Genomic DNA, 16,304 nt, shown 5'->3' on the forward strand with positions numbered 1-16,304 from the left:
GCTTTAGCTGTGGGAGTGTCAAAAAGTAAAACCCAAAATTATGAGAATCAGGGATCCAAACAAAATCAGACCCGTAAAAGAGAACCAGCCGCTGATGACAGCAATGAGATACAGCAGCACCGCCCTGTCTTTATATTTCAACAGCGCTTTAGCTGTGTGAAAAAAAGTTATAAAAGCAAGGATAAACGTCAGGTAGATCATTGTGCCAAGCAGGGGGCTGTTCAGTGGATTCGGATACTCAATCTTATTATCTGTGATGCTGGAGACCAAAGTACTTGCTCCTCCCGATGTGACAAAGAGAAAGGAAAAAAACAAAGCCCGTCTGCCTTGAAGAGTTTTTGGTATGATTTTTAATTTCATATGAACCCCTCCAAACCCTATGATTCTTCACCTATATCATAATACGACTTTGAGAAAAATAAATGAACATAAAGAATCATTTTTGATTTTTCTCGCGACTGCTCCGTTCTGCCTGCATCTTGATGATCCATAGCGCTCATCTGAACTTTTCTGCTTTTAGGAGATGAATGCTCAAAAAAGAGACCCTATCAAAAGAAGAGTTCTTCTTTTGATAGGGTCTCCATTCTATCTTAGAGGGGACAAACCTCGTGGATGGTGATCACATAGATCGCTCATTAAGTTCGTTCCTAAAGGTGATCAGGCTTCTTTATTGAGTTCAGTTTTGCATTAAGATCCAGCAGATCTTCTTTTGTCAGATTGACACCCATCATGCCCATCATGCCACTGAGACGAAGCACTGTAAATCCGCCCAGCATGCTCATCATGGATTCATTCATCTCAAATCCTCCAGCTACTTTGTCTCCTTCTTTAGGCAGAAGTTTTGAGAACAGCCCCATGAAAAGAGCGCCACCTTGGGGTGTCTTCAGAATATCACTGATTTTGTCATTGAGGGAGAAGTATCCTTCTAGGATTGTCACATCAAACCAGTTGAGGATGGCATTCTTTTCTTTCAATCGGTAGGATTCATCAAAGGTATCCACTTTTTTCAAGAAGCTTTCATCCCGAAGATCTCCTGCTATGGCCACGAGCTCCGTTTCACCCGCATTAGGCACCTCAAAGTAGAAGAAGTATTTCCCTTCCTTGCTTCCAAGAGATACACCATTCACAAAGAGCTCCACGGAAGGCGCATTGGAATACACCGTCACCTTGGTCACATCTTCTACTCGATTCACATATCTTTTACCGCAGATATGGACAAAGGGCTCATCAGAAAGCCATGCCTTGTAGGCATAGAAGGCATCCTTTTTGTACTTTCTGTCAAAGGTCACAAGCCCCTTATGGTTCTGACCGTTTTCTCCACCTTCACTTCTGGCATCTGCGCCAAAGTCAAACATATTCCATACGTGAGTGGCCCATAGATACTTTCTTTCATCAAACTGCTTGATGAGCTCTTCATGATAAAGAGCCTGATACTCTTCGGTATAATCTCCCTGCACAGGATCTGAAGTATGCCAGTTGAGGCCTTCACAGCCATACTCAGAGCATCCAATGGGGATATGAGGATGCATTTCATGGAACTTGTCAAACCAAGGTCCGTTCATAGACGTATCGCCGCCATACCATCCGAAGTAGTGATTATAGGACACCACATCCGGAATGCGGATGTAAGGACTATCCATGGGACACGGAGATACCGCTGCAATGACTGTAGGTCTTGTCTTGTCCATCTCATGACATAGGTCATTCAGGATATGATGGTTCTCCAGAAGATCCGGATCCGAATCCCCTTTCATGGTGATTTCATTGGAAAGACCCCAGACCACGATGGAAGGATGGTTATAGCACTGTGCAATGAGCTCCTTCATCTGAGAAACTGTGTTCTCACGGCCCTTTGGCATATGCTGGGAAATATAAGGAATTTCAGCCCAGACCACCATACCTCTTTCATCACAAAGATCATAGAAGTACTGGTCATGCTGATAGTGGGCAAGTCTTATGGTCGTAGCGCCCACTTCACAGATGAGATCCATGTCTTCTTCATGATGCTCCGGTAGAAGCGCATTTCCAATGCCCCATCTGTCCTGGTGTCTGGAGACGCCTCTTAGAGGATACTCTTCTCCATTTAGAATAAAGCCTCTCTCGGCATCAATCTTAAAGGTTCTGCAGCCAAATCTTGATGAGACGGCGTCTACGGTCTCTTCACCCTGCAGAAGCTCTGCCTTCATGGTGTAAAGATAGGGATCTTTTCTTCCATGCCAAAGATGCGCTTCTGGAATGGTAAGAGTTATCTGGGTCTCTCTGGAGAATGAAGAAACCACTTCTTTACCTTCCTGATCGGTAATGGTATATTTCAGAATCTGATTTTCCTTGAAACTGCTGACCCAAGTCTCTACGGTCACTTCTGCGTTCTGTCCTTTTACAGCAGGGGTGACTTTAAGTCCTGAAGCCCCGTAAAAATCAAGACCAAAATGGGAATCTTTGACACAGATGATTCTTACATCCCGGTAGAGTCCACCATAAAAGGTGAAATCTGCGACCTGTGGATAAACCCGGTCATTGGCTTCATTATTCACGGTAACCGCAAACAGGTTCTCCCGCTGAAGATTCTCTGTAATCTCCACTCTGAAGGTGGAATAACCGCCATCATGGTGCGTCAGATGCTTTCCGTTGAGGTAGACATCTGCAGAGGAGTTTGCCCCCTGCACTTCCAGATAGTACCTGTCTGCTTCAGGAAGATCCATTTTATCCAAGGTCTTTGCGTAGTAACCTGTTCCGCGGTAATAATCATTCCCGCCATCTTGGCCATCTAAAGCATTCCAGCTGTGGGGGAGATTCACCCAGTTCCAATCCATTGGAATCACCTCTGGAATCCTGTCCGCCTGCTTCGTAAATGCCCATTTTTCATTGAAATTATAGTATGTTCTCATTACGTCCTCCTTTGTGTTCGCATGGAAAGGCACTCTAAAAGCCTTTCCTCCTTCTGTTGCAATTGAATATTCTATGCACGTCTTTTTTCCAGATCGCTGTTCATCTCTTCCAGTCTCTTCTTATCCAGATTGTAGATGAGCCCAAGCCCTGTAAAGGATAGGACAGCACTGACGGTATATAAGGCTGCCACGAGGTATCTCATATTAAGCGCAACTTCCATGGTCTGATTTCCTTTGTTCGCCTCCACATAACCAAAGCTTACCATAAGAACCAAAGCAAGAGCAGGTCCAACCCCTTGCGCCAGCTTTCGGAAGAAGGAATGAAGAGAGTAGGTGACGCCTTCTTCCCGGACACCATTCTTCCATTCATTGTAGTCGATGGCATCCCCCATGAGCGCCCAGGAAACAGTGGAATAGATCCCCATACCCAAACTGTTCACCAGCTGACAGACAACATAAATCATCAGTCCAGTAGCATCTGGTGTGATGGGGAGAACCAGCATCCCGACACTGGCTACTAGGCTGCAGATGGTTCCTACCACAGAGATTTCCTTCTTTCCATACTTCACCACAAGTTTACGGGCAAGTGGTGTAAAAATCATGATGGGAAGCAGAGAGAACAGTGAAACCACCCCAGAGATTCTGGCATTCTGGAAATAGGACTGGAACAGCACCTGCACCGCAGTGGCAGCTCCCTGCATTCCAAGGAACAGTCCCATGGCAGCTACAGTTGCGCCCACTGCAGGCCTGTTTTTCATGAAATTGCCCATGGCTTTCACGGCATTGAACTTTTCTTTCTTTTCGTTCAGCGTAATAGGCTGTTCCACACGGATTTCCGTATTGCGGATCATGAACTGGAAAGAAATAAATCCAATGGCTCCCATGAGAAGAGCTGCAAAGAACACTCTTTCTCCCACGATATTATTACTGGAATCATAAATGAGAAACGGAAGAATCGCAATTGGAACCAAATTCCCAAAAATGGAACCTACAGACCGCCAAGCGGATAGAGATGCCCGGTCTGCCGGCTCACTGGAAATGAGAGACAGAAGGGATCCATAAGGAACATTGGCAATGGTGTAGAAGGCATCCCAGATCACATAACCGAAGATGAATATAATAACCTTCGCTGCTTTTGGTGCGCCAGGAAGCGGGATAAAGCAAAGTGCTCCACCTACGATAAGTCCTACAGAACCTGTAAAAATATAAGATAAGAACTTGTTTCTCCTATACTGTCTCTGGTCTGCATCGATGATGGAGCCGATGAGCGGATCGTTTATGGCATCCCAGATCTGCACCACAATGAGAAGCGTTGCATAAAGGATCGAATCCATCTGCATGAACTGTGTCCAGAATATGGCCATGGTTCCTTTCAGCGCAAAGCTCATATTGCAGCCAAAATCTCCTGCTGCATAAGCCAGGCTGTCCCGTATCCCGAATTTACGGTGACCTTTTTTATCCAAGTTTACTTTCTTTTCCATTGGTAATCCCCTTTCTTTTAGCAGAACAACGCTTCCTTCTGCTTTTCACATTTATACTACCAATGATAACGTTTAACCGTGAGTATTTTTTTCAGATGTTTTCGTATTATTTTCAGATATTCCTTGTTTTTCGTAAAAAACCCCATCATACTAGTAATCATAGACTTGTGCTTTATAAAGGAGATGTGGCTTGCTATGGAGTATGATCGTGAACTTACTTTCTACCTGAATATACTGAAGAAACTCAATGTAAAGTATCATATTCTGAGTGATCTTTCGTCTCATGATGAGTCCTTGGATCTTGGCATCAGACACTTCTTAAACCGTCACGATGAGTACCTTTACGCCTTCAAAGAACTTCCGATGAAATCCCAGCCTAATACCATCTATAAGCTCACGGATCAGTATCTCTGCAATTATATTTACTTCCTTTTGCCAGATCAGGCAAGTACGTTTGTTTTCATCGGTCCGTATCTTAAAACACAGATCACACATAACCACCTTCTTCAGGAACTGGAAAGACTCCGCATTCCTCCACACTTATACAGCCAAATGGAGGACTACTATGGCATGATTCCCGTTTTTCAGGATGACCGCGTCTTTATGTTCTCACTAAATGCCATAGCAGAAATTCTTTGGCCTGGCAGCGATTCTTTCACACTGAAAGTTCTGCAAGATGATACCGTGTTTACAAATCCCGCTGATGTTGAAGAAAACAGTCCTACGGTTCAGGATACGCTGATTTCTATGGAGTACTTGGAGCAGCGCTACCAAGTAGAGAATCAGCTCTTACGAGCTGTCTCTTTGGGGCAAACGCATAAAGCCCTCCAAATGCTGACATCCTTCAGTGAACTGGCGCTCAAAAAGAGAGTCTCTGATCCATTAAGAAACGCCAAAAACTACTGCATCATCATCAATACTTTGCTGAGAAAAGCTGCGGAGAATGGTGCAGTGCATCCTCTATACCTGGATAAAGTGTCCTCTGACTTTGCTAAGAAAATCGAACTCTTGACAGATATTTCTTCTGTCATTCCGCTCATGACGGATTTTATCACTGCGTACTGCAGACTCGTGAAGAAACATTCCTATGATAAGTACTCTCGAACGGTTCAAAAGATCTTAGTCTCTGTGGATGCAGACCTCACTGGAGATCTTTCTTTGCATTCTTTGGCACAGCTCCACGCCATGTCTCCTGGCTATCTTTCTACACTGTTCAAAAAAGAGATCGGCAAAACACTGACAGATTATGTGAATGAGCGTCGCATGAAACACGGCGCCCAGCTTCTCACCACCACAAATCTTCAGGTCCAGACCATCGCGCAATACTGCGGCATGTCCGACGTGAACTACTTTTCCAAAACATTCAAGCGCTATTATGAGCACACCCCCTCAGAGTACCGAAAACTCAATCATGTCAGCGCCATAAAATAGAAAAAGGGACATCCAACTGTTTTGAGATGCAGCGGATGTCCTTTTGTATCACTCAATTTGAACTTCTTTCTTATAGATATTTGAGATTCTTAAGGATTTCATTGTATTTCATTGTGGCAAGTGCACTTTTCTCGCCTTTCTTGCAGAAGGAAAGCTTTGAGAGCTTGGGAACTGCTCTTTCTACAACAATTTGTCCATCTTCTGTTTTGGATCTCAGCTGCGATAGTGCATCCAGAAACCTGGGATCTCCTTTTGCACAATCATAATAAGAGAGAACATAGACATAATAGAAGAGAGTATAAGTCCGAAAAGGATACTCCACCTGGCTAAAAAGAGTGCCAATGCCATAATGGCAGGGACCCAAGGGCAGCTTCGTGGTCCAGTGGCATAGAAGAAACTCGACAGCCTTATCCAGTTCCTGCCTATCATTGATCCATGGCGTGTATCTGAAAGCATCCAGTGCAACGAGGGTTGGAAACGGATTGGAAAATTCAGTTTCTGGGCCATGCCCATAGCTGAACTTCTTGCACCTCCAACCGCCATCCTCGTGCTGTATCTCCAGAAGATGCTGAAAAGTTCTCTGCAGTCTTTTATCCTTTGCATATCCTAGACGACACAAAGTATTCAGTACATGAATGGTCTGGCAAGGATAGAGGGCGCCTTGAGGATACACTTGAAACCGGCCGTCTTCTCTCCAAAGAGAAAAAAGAAGATCAGCCACTTCCATCAATAGAAGATCCTCTGGATTCATGCCGATTTCCAGCACATACTGCACAGATTCAATCAGTGAAAAAGGGGACCCTTTCAGAATTCTTTTATCCTCGCTTGTCCAAAGATCACCTCCAAGATCATATCTATGCGCACATATTTCCTCCAGGTCTTTACGGTACTTTTCAGAAACTGACATCCACTTGGCACCTTCCTTTCTCATGGTCCGATGTTAGATTCTATTTTCCATTTCGTCATGCATTTGTTTTCAATTGAATCTTAGAATTTCTTGCTTTCATTCTAGTTCCAGTATGTTGAAGAATCAAGAAGCAGAAAAAAGAAAGCCTTGGTGCCCTTCACGGGAGCATCCAAGACTTCTACGGTGTATCATCAGTTTTCTACAAGTTTACCGATGGCAGGGACATTCTCCAATGCACTGATGCCGTGAGGAGAATCTTCCATAATTTCCTTGGTCAGGTCCTGACCTGCCTGATTTCCATTATGGTTACCATCCTTCCATGCTGAGGAATCCGTAACATCATAGATGATGCCATCCACAGCAACATAGGCTTTGTTTCCATTTTTGCCGTCAAAGGCACTGAGTTCCTCCAGTGTAAGCATCAGTTCTTCCTCTTCTCCTTCTGCTGGTGTCTCTTCCGGAGTTTGAGGTTCCTCACTTGGTGAGCTGGAGCATCCTGCAATGACAAAAGATACGCTGAACAGCATGAGTAAAAGTACTACAATCTTCTTCATATTAACCTCCTTCAAATGCTTGAAAGCATTGCGATAGCAATCGGTTCCGCAAGATATCTTAAGAAAAATCCGTTCAATCCTGCAGTGAAATCATTATACAATATCCCTTGGACTTTGAGCGTAAATCCATGATTCTTATACAAATATTTCACTGTGTATTCATTATCTTCATATTCAGGCTGAATGACCAATAGGCGAATGTTGATTTCTCTTTAAGCTTTCTAGATAGATCATAGGAGCGGAAGAACGGCAGATATCCTTGGATGAGACACTCTGAATAGAAGTACCAGAACTACCACACGCCAAAAAGACGAATATTATTCTCTTTTTATTAAAAAATGTTTGACCAGGTACCGATCATTTGGTATTATGTACCTAAGAATTGAATATAGAGAAAACTCATATAGTGTCCGATAATGTGGTTCGACAGTCTCTACAGAATGACCTTAAATCATTCTACTATGAGTGAACATGTCTTTTTGAACTGGACTTTCTATCTTTAGAAGATACGTTCAGATGACATGGACTTATTTCCCTGCCGCGCCCACAAAGAGAAAGCCGGACGGATTGGTTTCACTCACAAGACAACCTACCGCCGAGCTCTATTTTTTTGCAATCATTCTACCATCCTAATGTTCAGGCACTGAAAAGAGATCTCAATTTATGTTCTTAAATAACGATTTTTAGGAGGCAACAAAACATGAATGAGTTCTTCAAATTGAAGGAACACAACACCACAGTCAGAACTGAAGTTATTGCCGGACTCACTACTTTTGTCACCATGGCATACATTCTGGTTGTAAATCCCGTCTATTTATCAGTGGCAGGTATGGATTTCAATGCTGTATTTATGGCAACCTGTATCTCTGCTGCCATTGGTACCCTCATCATGGGTCTATATGCCAAACTCCCCTTTGCTCAAGCGCCTGGTATGGGTCTTAACGCATTCTTTGCCTATACTGTGGTAGGTGCTCTCGGATATACCTGGGAAGCAGCACTGGCTGCTGTATTTCTTTCCGGAATTTTCTTCATCATACTCACCGTCACTGGATTCAGAAAAGTCATTGTGGAAGCCATTCCAAACTCTCTGAAACACGCCATTGGCGCTGGTATTGGTCTTTTCATCGCATTCATCGGATTCCAGAACTCAGGAATCGTTGTGAACTCAGATGCAACCCTCGTCACCATCGGTGACTTCACCGAACCTACCGTTCTTCTTGCGGTCATAGGCCTTGTAATCACAGCAGTGCTCATGGCTAAAAAAGTACGTGGCGGCTTACTTCTTGGCATCATCGCCACCACACTCATCGGCATCCCTATGGGTGTTACGGATACCACCTTCAACAGTTTCTCCTTGAACATCATGCCTACACTGGGGAAGGCCTTCACTCCTGGATTTGCACAGCTCTTCAATATGGAAAATGGCCTCGTAGCCATGCTGAGCAGTGTATTTGTAGTGATTCTTTCCTTCATGCTTGTAGATATGTTTGACACCATTGGTACCCTCATCGGTACTGGCGCCAAGGCAGGTATGCTGGATCAGGACGGAAAGCTCCCAAATATGGAGAAAGCGATGCTCGCAGATGCCGTTGCTACTTCTGCTGGTGCCCTTCTTGGTACCTCTACCGTTACTACTTATGTGGAATCTGCAGCAGGTGTTGCAGAAGGTGGAAAAACAGGTCTTACCGCTGTTACTACCGGTGTGCTTTTCCTTCTGTCCATCTTCCTAGCACCTTTTGCTCTGATGGTTCCAGCCCAGGCAACTGCTCCTGCCCTCATCGTTGTAGGTGTCCTTATGATGACTACCATCAAGAACATCAACTTTGATGACTTTGAGGAGTCCTTGCCCGCATTCTTTACTCTGGCTATCATGGCATTCACCTACAGCATCTCCAATGGTATTGCTGCAGGACTGATTTTCTACCCTATCACAAAGCTTGCTACCGGAAAGACCAAAGAGATTCATCCACTGCTTTACTTCCTGTTCATCGTCTTTGTCCTTAAGCTTGCTTTCTTGCCAAGATAATTTCATTATAAACCTTATAGAAACTCCCCTGTCAGGCATTGCCAACAGGGGAGTTTTCCTTTTTTCAGTACAGGCATTTTCTAAAATACAAATATAGCCTTTGATTTCTGATGGACATCTTCTCGCTAGCTGAACTCTTCCCTTTTTACTTTTTTCTCCGAAACCATGAGATTCATCACTGCAAGATCCGCAAACACCAACAGATGTCCACTCTGTCCTGCTAAAATAATCAGAGACGTCCAGGGACTGTCTGCCATCCAGAAAAATAGAGCAGCAATAACGATACTAGGAAAAAAATGACAGGAAGCGCAAGATTCATCTTTGTCACTTTGCGGTAACGATGCTCCTTCTTTACCAGCCGCCAGATGAAGATACCAAATAATACTGCGATCAATGGAAGATCGGACAAAAACCCCAAAACCAGAAGGTCAAACTGATGGATGAAGCTGAAGCTGACAGGACCAAAGAATCCTTTCTCATACAGATAGATGTTTACAGGAAGAATTGCAAAAAACAGAATCAGATACAGATACAAAGTAGACAGTGTCTGATTGTAGGTTCTGCCCATAAGTTCCAAAAACATGAACGTGAACCCACGCTCTGATGACTCCACTGAATCATCCTCATGCCTCTTATCTATAACACGTTCATTTCCTTCCGAGATTTCACTTGAAACCAACTCGTCCAAGGATACTTGAAAAAGCTCAGCCATAAGGATGAGTTTCGGAAGTTCTGGCTTCGCTGTATCCGTCTCCCATTTTGAAACAGACTGTCTGGATACATCCAGTTTTTCTGCCAAGTCATTCTGCGATATCTTCTTTTCTTTCCGTAGCATCTGAATTCTCTCTCCAAGACTCATACCTAACCTCCATAAAGTTAATTCTTAGGTTTATGGTAACTGAAAAGAGAATGAATGCCAACCAACTTCCGTTCTTTTACTGTCAACTGCATGTTGCTTTTAAAACTTTTAAAGAAAATAACGAAAAAAGTCTCAGTTCTCATATGATCAAGAACTGAGACTAACGGTCTTGTAGTTATATATTGTAGATGTGCAGATGTCTGGGGCGTTTTTCCCAATCTGACAGTTCGGAACTCCAGTAAGGATTCCAATGGAGAAGATCCTCATATCTTGGATGAGATGGATCTTTTTTAGCTGCCAGAAAATCTTGAAAACCTCCGACACCTCCCACATCTTCTGGTGGCGTTTTTCCTTCTGACTCCAGAAGAAAAGGAAGACTGCCATCATAGTGTTCATGTTCCTTCAGAAAAGTGATCTGATGTTCCCAATAATCGCCAAAATCATAGACATAATTGATTTCCTTTATCCTTGGCATAAACTCTGAAAGAATACGACCTTCCATAATTTCAGCCTCTTCATGGTACTCAAGATCTTCTTCCCTTGGCACAATTCTCTTGATAACTTTTCCAGATTTCTCGTCCTTCATCTCAAATTCAAAGAGATGGTAGTCCTGCCATCCAAATGCGCTTTGTATGACCCTATGGAGAGTTTCAAAGCTGATGTCTGCAGGCACGAGGACTCTTCTTTTCACCTGATAGAGTTCAAGGTCCAGTGTGATCTGGAGTTCAAAAGCTCTGGTATCATAGGCTTTCATTCCCGTAAGTTTCTGAAGTTCTGTAACCATGTCCATCAAAGGCACATGGATACTATCCTTGCTGGATCCCGCTTTTCTAAAAGTATTGTGGTTCACCAGTACACCAAGGGTATCACTGTAGAAATTTGGAACATGGGCATACCTATCCGCAATGGGGATGGAAAGATCAATTCCTGTCTGAGTCATCCAAGAGGTGATCTGGCGGTTGCTGTTTTTTGCATAGACAAAGTTTCCTGAAAGTCTCAAGTATTCTTCTACCATCTCCGGATTGAGATACATCGCAAGCATGGTTTTCCTGATACCTTCCACAGCCATGCGTTCGAAATTCTTCAGTTCTTTTTTCTTCACCTTATAGATTGCCACTGTGAATCTAGTGGCATTATTTATGAGAATCAGAAGCTCCTCGGTCTTTTTGTCACTCCAGATTGTGGTCCAGTTTGCTGTCCAGGAGAACAGCGGACTGATGGATTCATCAAAGGCTTCTGGCTTTTCTTTTAAAGCCTCTGCAAGCTTTTTCGTTAATGCGATCTGCATATATTCCCTCCAAATTTAGTTCGTTCAGCATTTAATCTTTATCTCACGGCTTTCTTAAATGAAAGCACTTTACTTAGATCCTCCAGTGTTTCTTTGGTATAGACTTCAAAAACAACGGGGAAAAACTTCAGCTTTTCGCCAAGTTTTCGGGTTTCAGCGATCTCTTTCCTAAGATTCTCCTGAATAGGTAGGTTCATCATATTCTCTTTTTCCCGGTCTGGCACATATACCGTCACCTTGAAAAACCCGTCCCAGATGGACAGCCAGCATACAGTTGTTTCTTTTCTTCCACCTCTAGGACCAGTCCAACCATAGATTCCTTTTCCTAGCCATGCTTGGCCATCTTTATAAAACTTCCAGTTCAGCCGGATGTCCTCTAGGTTCAGCCCTTCAAGAAATTGGCAGTATATGCTGTAAGTATTACCAAGTGCTTCTTTCAGCACTTCCTCCGTGGGTTCCGGGTAGGGGGTTCGCAGGAGCTGCAGTTTTTTAGAATCAACATTCAAAAATATCCCTCCAATACTCTATCGCTACTTCTTGATTTCTTCCACTCGCTTTACAAACAGTACCGCTTTTTTCGCCACAGCTTTTCTCACACTATGTAACTGTCCCTTTGCAAATTGCAGTATTTCTTCCTGATGCGCCGACTTGTCATAATACTGCTCAAAACACTCCAGCACCTTCCCACATACAATGGCATTGCATTCCGGTGAGGGCTCTCCCTTGTGAACATAGATGATCTCAGGTATTGAAAGAAGCTTTTCTGTGATGATTCCTTCAAATTGAGGCAGTACATGAACTATTTTCCAGGTACTGCCCGCAGCGTTGCCTGCGGTAATCATTTGTGGATCTTCTAGAAGAGAAAGATAGGCCTCAACATAAGAAAGCTGATTATCCTGTTCTACATATCCGGCAAGATTCGCCATGGCAAAAATCCCATCCCATTTGATGAAGCTGTTCTGGTGATGGATCCAGGATAAGATCTCATCCATGTGAGGCTTGAGCACTTCAGGGTGTTCCTCACTGATGAGTCTTATGATTTTTGAGGCTTTATACTTCAGGCTGGACTGCTCCTTCTTCACAAACTTCACTACAAACTCCAGATCCTCTTTTTTCTCCGCGAAATCCAAAGCCATCTGTTTGTAGTCTGAGTTCCCATCAAGGCTCAAAATCAGATCTTCCTTTTTCATACAATCTCCTTCTTCTTATGATCCTGAACACAACCTAGCGAGCTTGCTCCGCTGTCAGCTCTGCCAAGGTCGAACCTTTCCCAACCATCCTTCTTTTTCCCAATAGTTTTTCTCGGAGATACTTGCGCCCCTATTCCCCTGCTGCATCTTTCTCATCATAAGGAAAAACACCTTTGTCTTCATCCCTGCTTTAGGGTGATGGTTACGCTGAAGACTTCTTACAATCCGCTCCGTTCTTTTTTCGATCTGTGACTTCTTCTTATCAGAAACTCCTGCCCAGTTCATCGCTTGTACACCGACGCCATAGGTTCTGATTTTGGGTATACCCCAGAAGAACAGAGCATTAGAGATATCTTTCAAAGCATGTCTCATTCCGCTGCCAGCAGCGGTTGTCACTACCACAGCGTTTTTTTGGAACATGACTTTTCTAGGTTTATGGACCATCCAGTAGCTGAACGTCAGATCCAGAAAACTCTTCATGGGCGCAGAGGCTCTCATACAATAGGTTGGTGTTGTGAAAATGAGAAGATCCGCTTCCTCCACTTTATCCATCATCTTCTTTTTATCTCCATAAAAAGGACACTGGCTTTCATCTTCAATGCACCGGTAGCATCCAACACAGAAATGATTGAGATCTCGCGGCAGAAAAAACTCTGTCACATCTTTCTCTCCTGGCAGCTTATTCTCAATCATTCTTCCAATATGATACGAACTTCCTTTATGATTTTGGCCATGGATGAGAACTATCTTCATTTTTATCACCATCCCTTCAACTTTGCGCTTTTCACTTCTAGTATACGCAATTTCGCCAAAGAATCTACAGATCCGGTATTTTTTTCATACTTACAGTGGGAGTATGAGGAAGAAATGGAAAGAGCAGAAATTACAAGAAACCACCGAAAAAGCATCAGTGGTTCCTTCTGTCTTTATGTTAGAAATCTTTTGGTTTTTTTCTTTCCTTTGCCGTAATCTCGAGAACTTTCACTCTTACTACTTCCACAGTCAGTGCCATCTTCTCACTCATCTCAAAGGATCTGCCTGTCTGGTGGAGCATCAGTTGCTCTAGTCCTTTCACTTTTTCTTCTGGGTTCTCCACAATATCTGTACTTCCTCTGGCTATGACAGAAGAAAAGGAGGCTCCATATCTGCAAGGAACATCACCACCGGAGACTATTTCCATATCTACATCCAGTTCGATGCAAACATTGGGATTGTCTCTTATCAGATCCAGCTTATGTCCTTCTTTTGCAGAGTGCATATAGAAGATCAGATCTTTTGTTTCAGGATCGTACGTATACCCGAAATGAAGCGGAACAATATAAGGATACGCACCATCAAATAATCCAAGACGCAGAATCTTAGCTTTCTGTATTATTTTAAGAATGTCTTCAAACTCCCGTACTTCCCGATCCGTTCTTCTCATAGTACTCTCCTTTTTCTTCATATCTCAATTTCATCAGCCAGATAGAATTCTTCCCGCCCTTCATAAAGCTCTGCCTCATCACAAATCATGACAAAAGACTTCATAACTCTATAGCGGTTTGAGTTCAACACTTTTTTCTTTGCCATTGTATGACAAATGAATGTTTACTAGTTATGTTCTATTATCTTATAATTGAAAAGAGAAAGAAAGAGGTGGCTTTATGAGTAATATTTTCAGACGAATGAGCATGGAAGACGTGGAGAGTGTGTGGCGCATGTTCCAGGACATCAGAGAAGAGAAGATTGACATGTCCTTTGCCGAAATATCCAGTATTGAAGAGGTTACATCCTATGTGGACAATCCCTCAGAGCTCACTTATGTGGCCGTTTCAGAAGAAGATCCTCATACTGTGCTCTGCCTCATAAAAGGAAAGCGTGAGATGACGGAAGAAAAAAAGCATGCGGTCTTCCTGTCCGCAGCTACTGCCCGAAGCGCTAGAGGAAGGGGCCTTGTTTCAATACTCACAGACTATGCTTTGAATGAGATGGAGCATGAAGGCATCACCATCGCCAGAATCTATGTCTACAGCAATAACATCTCATCCATCAAAGCCATCCAGAAGATGGATTTTACACACGCTGGAACCGTGCTCATGCATCATAAAGATCGTGCCACCGGTGAATTCGTGGACGACTTGATTTTCCATAAGATCCTAAATTTAAAAAGCTAGGTATTCTAACTTTAGATTAGAGTGCCTTGCTTTTTCAGTAGCTTTAATGCAATGTTAAAGGTCTAAATCATTCAAGAGATCACGAAGTTTCTTCATCTCTTCTACGCTCAATGTTACACCTTTTCCCATTTTCTCATGTTCAGGTGACCAGTCTCTGATGTCATACTTTGGCTCTCTGTCATTCCAGCTGATGAGGTTCACTTCCTTTGACCAGCCCCTGTTGTTTTCTGAAAGTATGCCTAAGGTTTCTTTGATCTCATACTTGATATCTGCCACAATCCTCATTCCTTTCATCTGTAGTGATTCTTAGTATATACACTTTTTATGAAAAATCAACGTAATCGCCGGCTGTTAGAGACAGGTCTATGCAGCCAGATCTTTGTCAATGTAGTAATTTGCACCAGTAATAATCACTGCGCCACCAACGAAATTTCCAATTGCAACCACCACAAAACTAATTAGAATGCCTGCTACGGTAATATTTGCTCCATTGACAAATGCCATGACCAGATAGAACATGTTGGCAACAATATGTTCTGTGCCGCTGAGAACAAAAACAGCAATCGGGAACCACACCGCGAGGATTTTCCCTGCTACTGTCTTCGCACTGTAAGCCATCATCACCCCACTGCAGACAATAATATTACACAAAACTGCACTGATGAACATTTGTCCAACGGGCATTGTTGTTTTTGCTATGGCACTATTGGAGATTACTTCAATCATATGTTCACTGAAGATTCCTGCTCCCGTGCTGAGCAGTGTGATGATCACTGCGCCAACAAGATTTGCTGCGAGTACTGTAGTGAGCATCTTCATAAGTCTGCCCATTTTTACAGATTTTTTATACACACTGAGAATCGCCAAACAATCACTGGTAAAGAGTTCGCTTCCCAAAAGAAGTATTGCGATGATACCTGTTGGGAAAATCAGCGCTCCCAAGAACTTTCCCACACCTGGATCTTCCGTATAAGCTACCAATCTGAAATAAGCGATTGCACCAATCGCGATGAACATTCCTGCAAGAATCCCTTGAATGACCAGCGCCTTAATATTTCTTTCTGTTTTACTCACTCCAGCGTGTTCAATGTATTCCATGATTTCTTTAAAACTTTTCATTACTTCCTCCAACATTCTTCCTGTATACTGTTTTTTTATATTTCTTTTTCTCTTCCCCATGAGATCCTAAAAGTACTAGGATCAGCTTCACTTTTGTTTTGTTGCTATCTTTTTGTGGTCTCCTTCCTATGATTTTAAACAGTGACATTTCTTTAATAATGGCAATTGAAACTAAGCCTAAACGCAGTTCATCATCGAAACACTTTAAACAGTAAAATGTTTCGATGATGAATTAAATCTAGATTATAACCCCACATGACAAACTCTCTGATAGGGTTCTTTTCTACAGCGTTTCTCCTGTATTTACACAATCGCGTTCTATTATACAGTATGAAAGAGGAGGAGGTCAACAAAAGCATGTGATTTCCAGGAGTATTTAATCGGTGCCTTAATTTTAAAACTAACTTC

General features: G+C 43.0%; 17 protein-coding genes and 1 riboswitch. Of the genes, 3 read left to right on the plus strand and 14 right to left on the minus strand.

Annotated features, from left to right (window positions below):
- Positions 1–18 precede the first annotated feature (18 nt).
- The 3 genes from DEF30_RS00005 to DEF30_RS00015 form a co-directional block, all read right to left on the minus strand.
- Complete coding sequence (locus DEF30_RS00005) at positions 19–360, minus strand: hypothetical protein (protein WP_294094807.1); 342 nt, start codon at positions 358–360, stop codon at positions 19–21.
- Positions 361–647: 287 nt separating this feature from the next.
- Positions 648–2,888: a glycoside hydrolase family 2 TIM barrel-domain containing protein gene (locus DEF30_RS00010; RefSeq protein WP_294094809.1), complete on the minus strand. Its 2,241-nt coding sequence runs from the start codon at positions 2,886–2,888 to the stop codon at positions 648–650.
- Between the two features lie 71 nt (positions 2,889–2,959).
- Positions 2,960–4,369, minus strand: coding sequence for a glycoside-pentoside-hexuronide (GPH):cation symporter (locus tag DEF30_RS00015; protein WP_294094812.1), 1,410 nt, complete (start codon positions 4,367–4,369; stop codon positions 2,960–2,962).
- A gap of 195 nt (positions 4,370–4,564) precedes the next feature.
- Between DEF30_RS00015 and DEF30_RS00020 the strand changes: the two genes are divergently transcribed.
- The gene (locus DEF30_RS00020) at positions 4,565–5,800 is read left to right on the plus strand and encodes a helix-turn-helix domain-containing protein (RefSeq protein ID WP_294094815.1); all 1,236 of its coding nucleotides are present in this window, start codon (positions 4,565–4,567) and stop codon (positions 5,798–5,800) included.
- Between the two features lie 70 nt (positions 5,801–5,870).
- On the opposite strand, the gene DEF30_RS00025 is transcribed toward DEF30_RS00020, so the two are convergent.
- Positions 5,871–6,731, minus strand: a complete 861-nt coding sequence (locus tag DEF30_RS00025; RefSeq protein ID WP_366409220.1) for a prenyltransferase — start codon at positions 6,729–6,731, stop codon at positions 5,871–5,873.
- Between the two features lie 167 nt (positions 6,732–6,898).
- Entirely contained in the window at positions 6,899–7,261 is a 363-nt protein-coding gene (locus DEF30_RS00030; protein ID WP_074912849.1) for a cytochrome b5 domain-containing protein, read from the minus strand.
- Between the two features lie 379 nt (positions 7,262–7,640).
- Positions 7,641–7,743: riboswitch (purine riboswitch) on the plus strand.
- Between the two features lie 218 nt (positions 7,744–7,961).
- Here DEF30_RS00030 and DEF30_RS00035 point away from each other — a divergent pair.
- The gene (locus DEF30_RS00035) at positions 7,962–9,287 is read left to right on the plus strand and encodes an NCS2 family permease (protein WP_294094837.1); all 1,326 of its coding nucleotides are present in this window, start codon (positions 7,962–7,964) and stop codon (positions 9,285–9,287) included.
- 229 nt (positions 9,288–9,516) lie between these two features.
- Here DEF30_RS00035 and DEF30_RS00040 read toward each other — a convergent pair whose 3' ends face one another.
- The 7 genes from DEF30_RS00040 to DEF30_RS00070 form a co-directional block, all read right to left on the minus strand.
- A complete protein-coding gene (locus DEF30_RS00040; RefSeq protein WP_294094840.1) occupies positions 9,517–10,146 on the minus strand; it encodes a helix-turn-helix domain-containing protein in 630 nt (209 codons plus the stop codon).
- Positions 10,147–10,321: 175 nt separating this feature from the next.
- A complete protein-coding gene (locus tag DEF30_RS00045; RefSeq protein WP_294094842.1) occupies positions 10,322–11,434 on the minus strand; it encodes a plasmid pRiA4b ORF-3 family protein in 1,113 nt (370 codons plus the stop codon).
- A 38-nt stretch (positions 11,435–11,472) separates the two neighbouring features.
- Positions 11,473–11,940 carry a DUF3788 family protein gene (locus DEF30_RS00050; protein WP_294094844.1) on the minus strand — a complete coding sequence of 156 codons (468 nt, stop codon included), beginning with the start codon at positions 11,938–11,940 and terminating at the stop codon, positions 11,473–11,475.
- Positions 11,941–11,964: 24 nt separating this feature from the next.
- Positions 11,965–12,624 carry a hypothetical protein gene (locus DEF30_RS00055; protein WP_294094847.1) on the minus strand — a complete coding sequence of 220 codons (660 nt, stop codon included), beginning with the start codon at positions 12,622–12,624 and terminating at the stop codon, positions 11,965–11,967.
- Between the two features lie 54 nt (positions 12,625–12,678).
- Positions 12,679–13,377, minus strand: coding sequence for an NAD(P)H-dependent oxidoreductase (locus DEF30_RS00060; RefSeq protein WP_294094850.1), 699 nt, complete (start codon positions 13,375–13,377; stop codon positions 12,679–12,681).
- Between the two features lie 178 nt (positions 13,378–13,555).
- Positions 13,556–14,047 (minus strand): pyridoxamine 5'-phosphate oxidase family protein, encoded by a 492-nt coding sequence (locus DEF30_RS00065; RefSeq protein ID WP_294094853.1) that lies wholly within the window; start codon positions 14,045–14,047, stop codon positions 13,556–13,558.
- Positions 14,048–14,064: 17 nt separating this feature from the next.
- Positions 14,065–14,193 carry a hypothetical protein gene (locus tag DEF30_RS00070; RefSeq protein WP_294094856.1) on the minus strand — a complete coding sequence of 43 codons (129 nt, stop codon included), beginning with the start codon at positions 14,191–14,193 and terminating at the stop codon, positions 14,065–14,067.
- Between the two features lie 74 nt (positions 14,194–14,267).
- On the opposite strand from DEF30_RS00070, the gene DEF30_RS00075 reads away from it, so the two are divergent.
- Positions 14,268–14,777: a GNAT family N-acetyltransferase gene (locus DEF30_RS00075; protein ID WP_294094859.1), complete on the plus strand. Its 510-nt coding sequence runs from the start codon at positions 14,268–14,270 to the stop codon at positions 14,775–14,777.
- 54 nt (positions 14,778–14,831) lie between these two features.
- On the opposite strand, the gene DEF30_RS00080 is transcribed toward DEF30_RS00075, so the two are convergent.
- Both DEF30_RS00080 and DEF30_RS00085 read right to left on the minus strand, forming a co-directional pair.
- A complete protein-coding gene (locus DEF30_RS00080; RefSeq protein WP_074912888.1) occupies positions 14,832–15,053 on the minus strand; it encodes a PC4/YdbC family ssDNA-binding protein in 222 nt (73 codons plus the stop codon).
- An 87-nt stretch (positions 15,054–15,140) separates the two neighbouring features.
- Positions 15,141–15,896, minus strand: a complete 756-nt coding sequence (locus tag DEF30_RS00085) for a formate/nitrite transporter family protein (RefSeq protein ID WP_294094869.1) — start codon at positions 15,894–15,896, stop codon at positions 15,141–15,143.
- Between the last annotated feature and the right edge of the window lie 408 nt (positions 15,897–16,304).

Source organism: Proteiniclasticum sp. (genome assembly GCF_003514505.1).
GTDB lineage: Bacteria > Bacillota > Clostridia > Clostridiales > Clostridiaceae > Proteiniclasticum.

Coding starts and splice junctions, on each gene's coding strand:
- DEF30_RS00010 (WP_294094809.1), bottom strand. CDS start 2,888: ATGAGAACATACTATAATTTCAATGAAAAATGGGCATTTACGAAGCAG.
- DEF30_RS00015 (WP_294094812.1), bottom strand. CDS start 4,369: ATGGAAAAGAAAGTAAACTTGGATAAAAAAGGTCACCGTAAATTCGGG.
- DEF30_RS00070 (WP_294094856.1), bottom strand. CDS start 14,193: ATGGCAAAGAAAAAAGTGTTGAACTCAAACCGCTATAGAGTTATGAAG.
- DEF30_RS00025 (WP_366409220.1), bottom strand. CDS start 6,731: ATGAGAAAGGAAGGTGCCAAGTGGATGTCAGTTTCTGAAAAGTACCGT.
- DEF30_RS00045 (WP_294094842.1), bottom strand. CDS start 11,434: ATGCAGATCGCATTAACGAAAAAGCTTGCAGAGGCTTTAAAAGAAAAG.
- DEF30_RS00030 (WP_074912849.1), bottom strand. CDS start 7,261: ATGAAGAAGATTGTAGTACTTTTACTCATGCTGTTCAGCGTATCTTTT.
- DEF30_RS00075 (WP_294094859.1), top strand. CDS start 14,268: ATGAGTAATATTTTCAGACGAATGAGCATGGAAGACGTGGAGAGTGTG.
- DEF30_RS00085 (WP_294094869.1), bottom strand. CDS start 15,896: ATGAAAAGTTTTAAAGAAATCATGGAATACATTGAACACGCTGGAGTG.
- DEF30_RS00065 (WP_294094853.1), bottom strand. CDS start 14,047: ATGAGAAGAACGGATCGGGAAGTACGGGAGTTTGAAGACATTCTTAAA.
- DEF30_RS00005 (WP_294094807.1), bottom strand. CDS start 360: ATGAAATTAAAAATCATACCAAAAACTCTTCAAGGCAGACGGGCTTTG.
- DEF30_RS00060 (WP_294094850.1), bottom strand. CDS start 13,377: ATGAAGATAGTTCTCATCCATGGCCAAAATCATAAAGGAAGTTCGTAT.
- DEF30_RS00040 (WP_294094840.1), bottom strand. CDS start 10,146: ATGAGTCTTGGAGAGAGAATTCAGATGCTACGGAAAGAAAAGAAGATA.
- DEF30_RS00055 (WP_294094847.1), bottom strand. CDS start 12,624: ATGAAAAAGGAAGATCTGATTTTGAGCCTTGATGGGAACTCAGACTAC.
- DEF30_RS00035 (WP_294094837.1), top strand. CDS start 7,962: ATGAATGAGTTCTTCAAATTGAAGGAACACAACACCACAGTCAGAACT.
- DEF30_RS00020 (WP_294094815.1), top strand. CDS start 4,565: ATGGAGTATGATCGTGAACTTACTTTCTACCTGAATATACTGAAGAAA.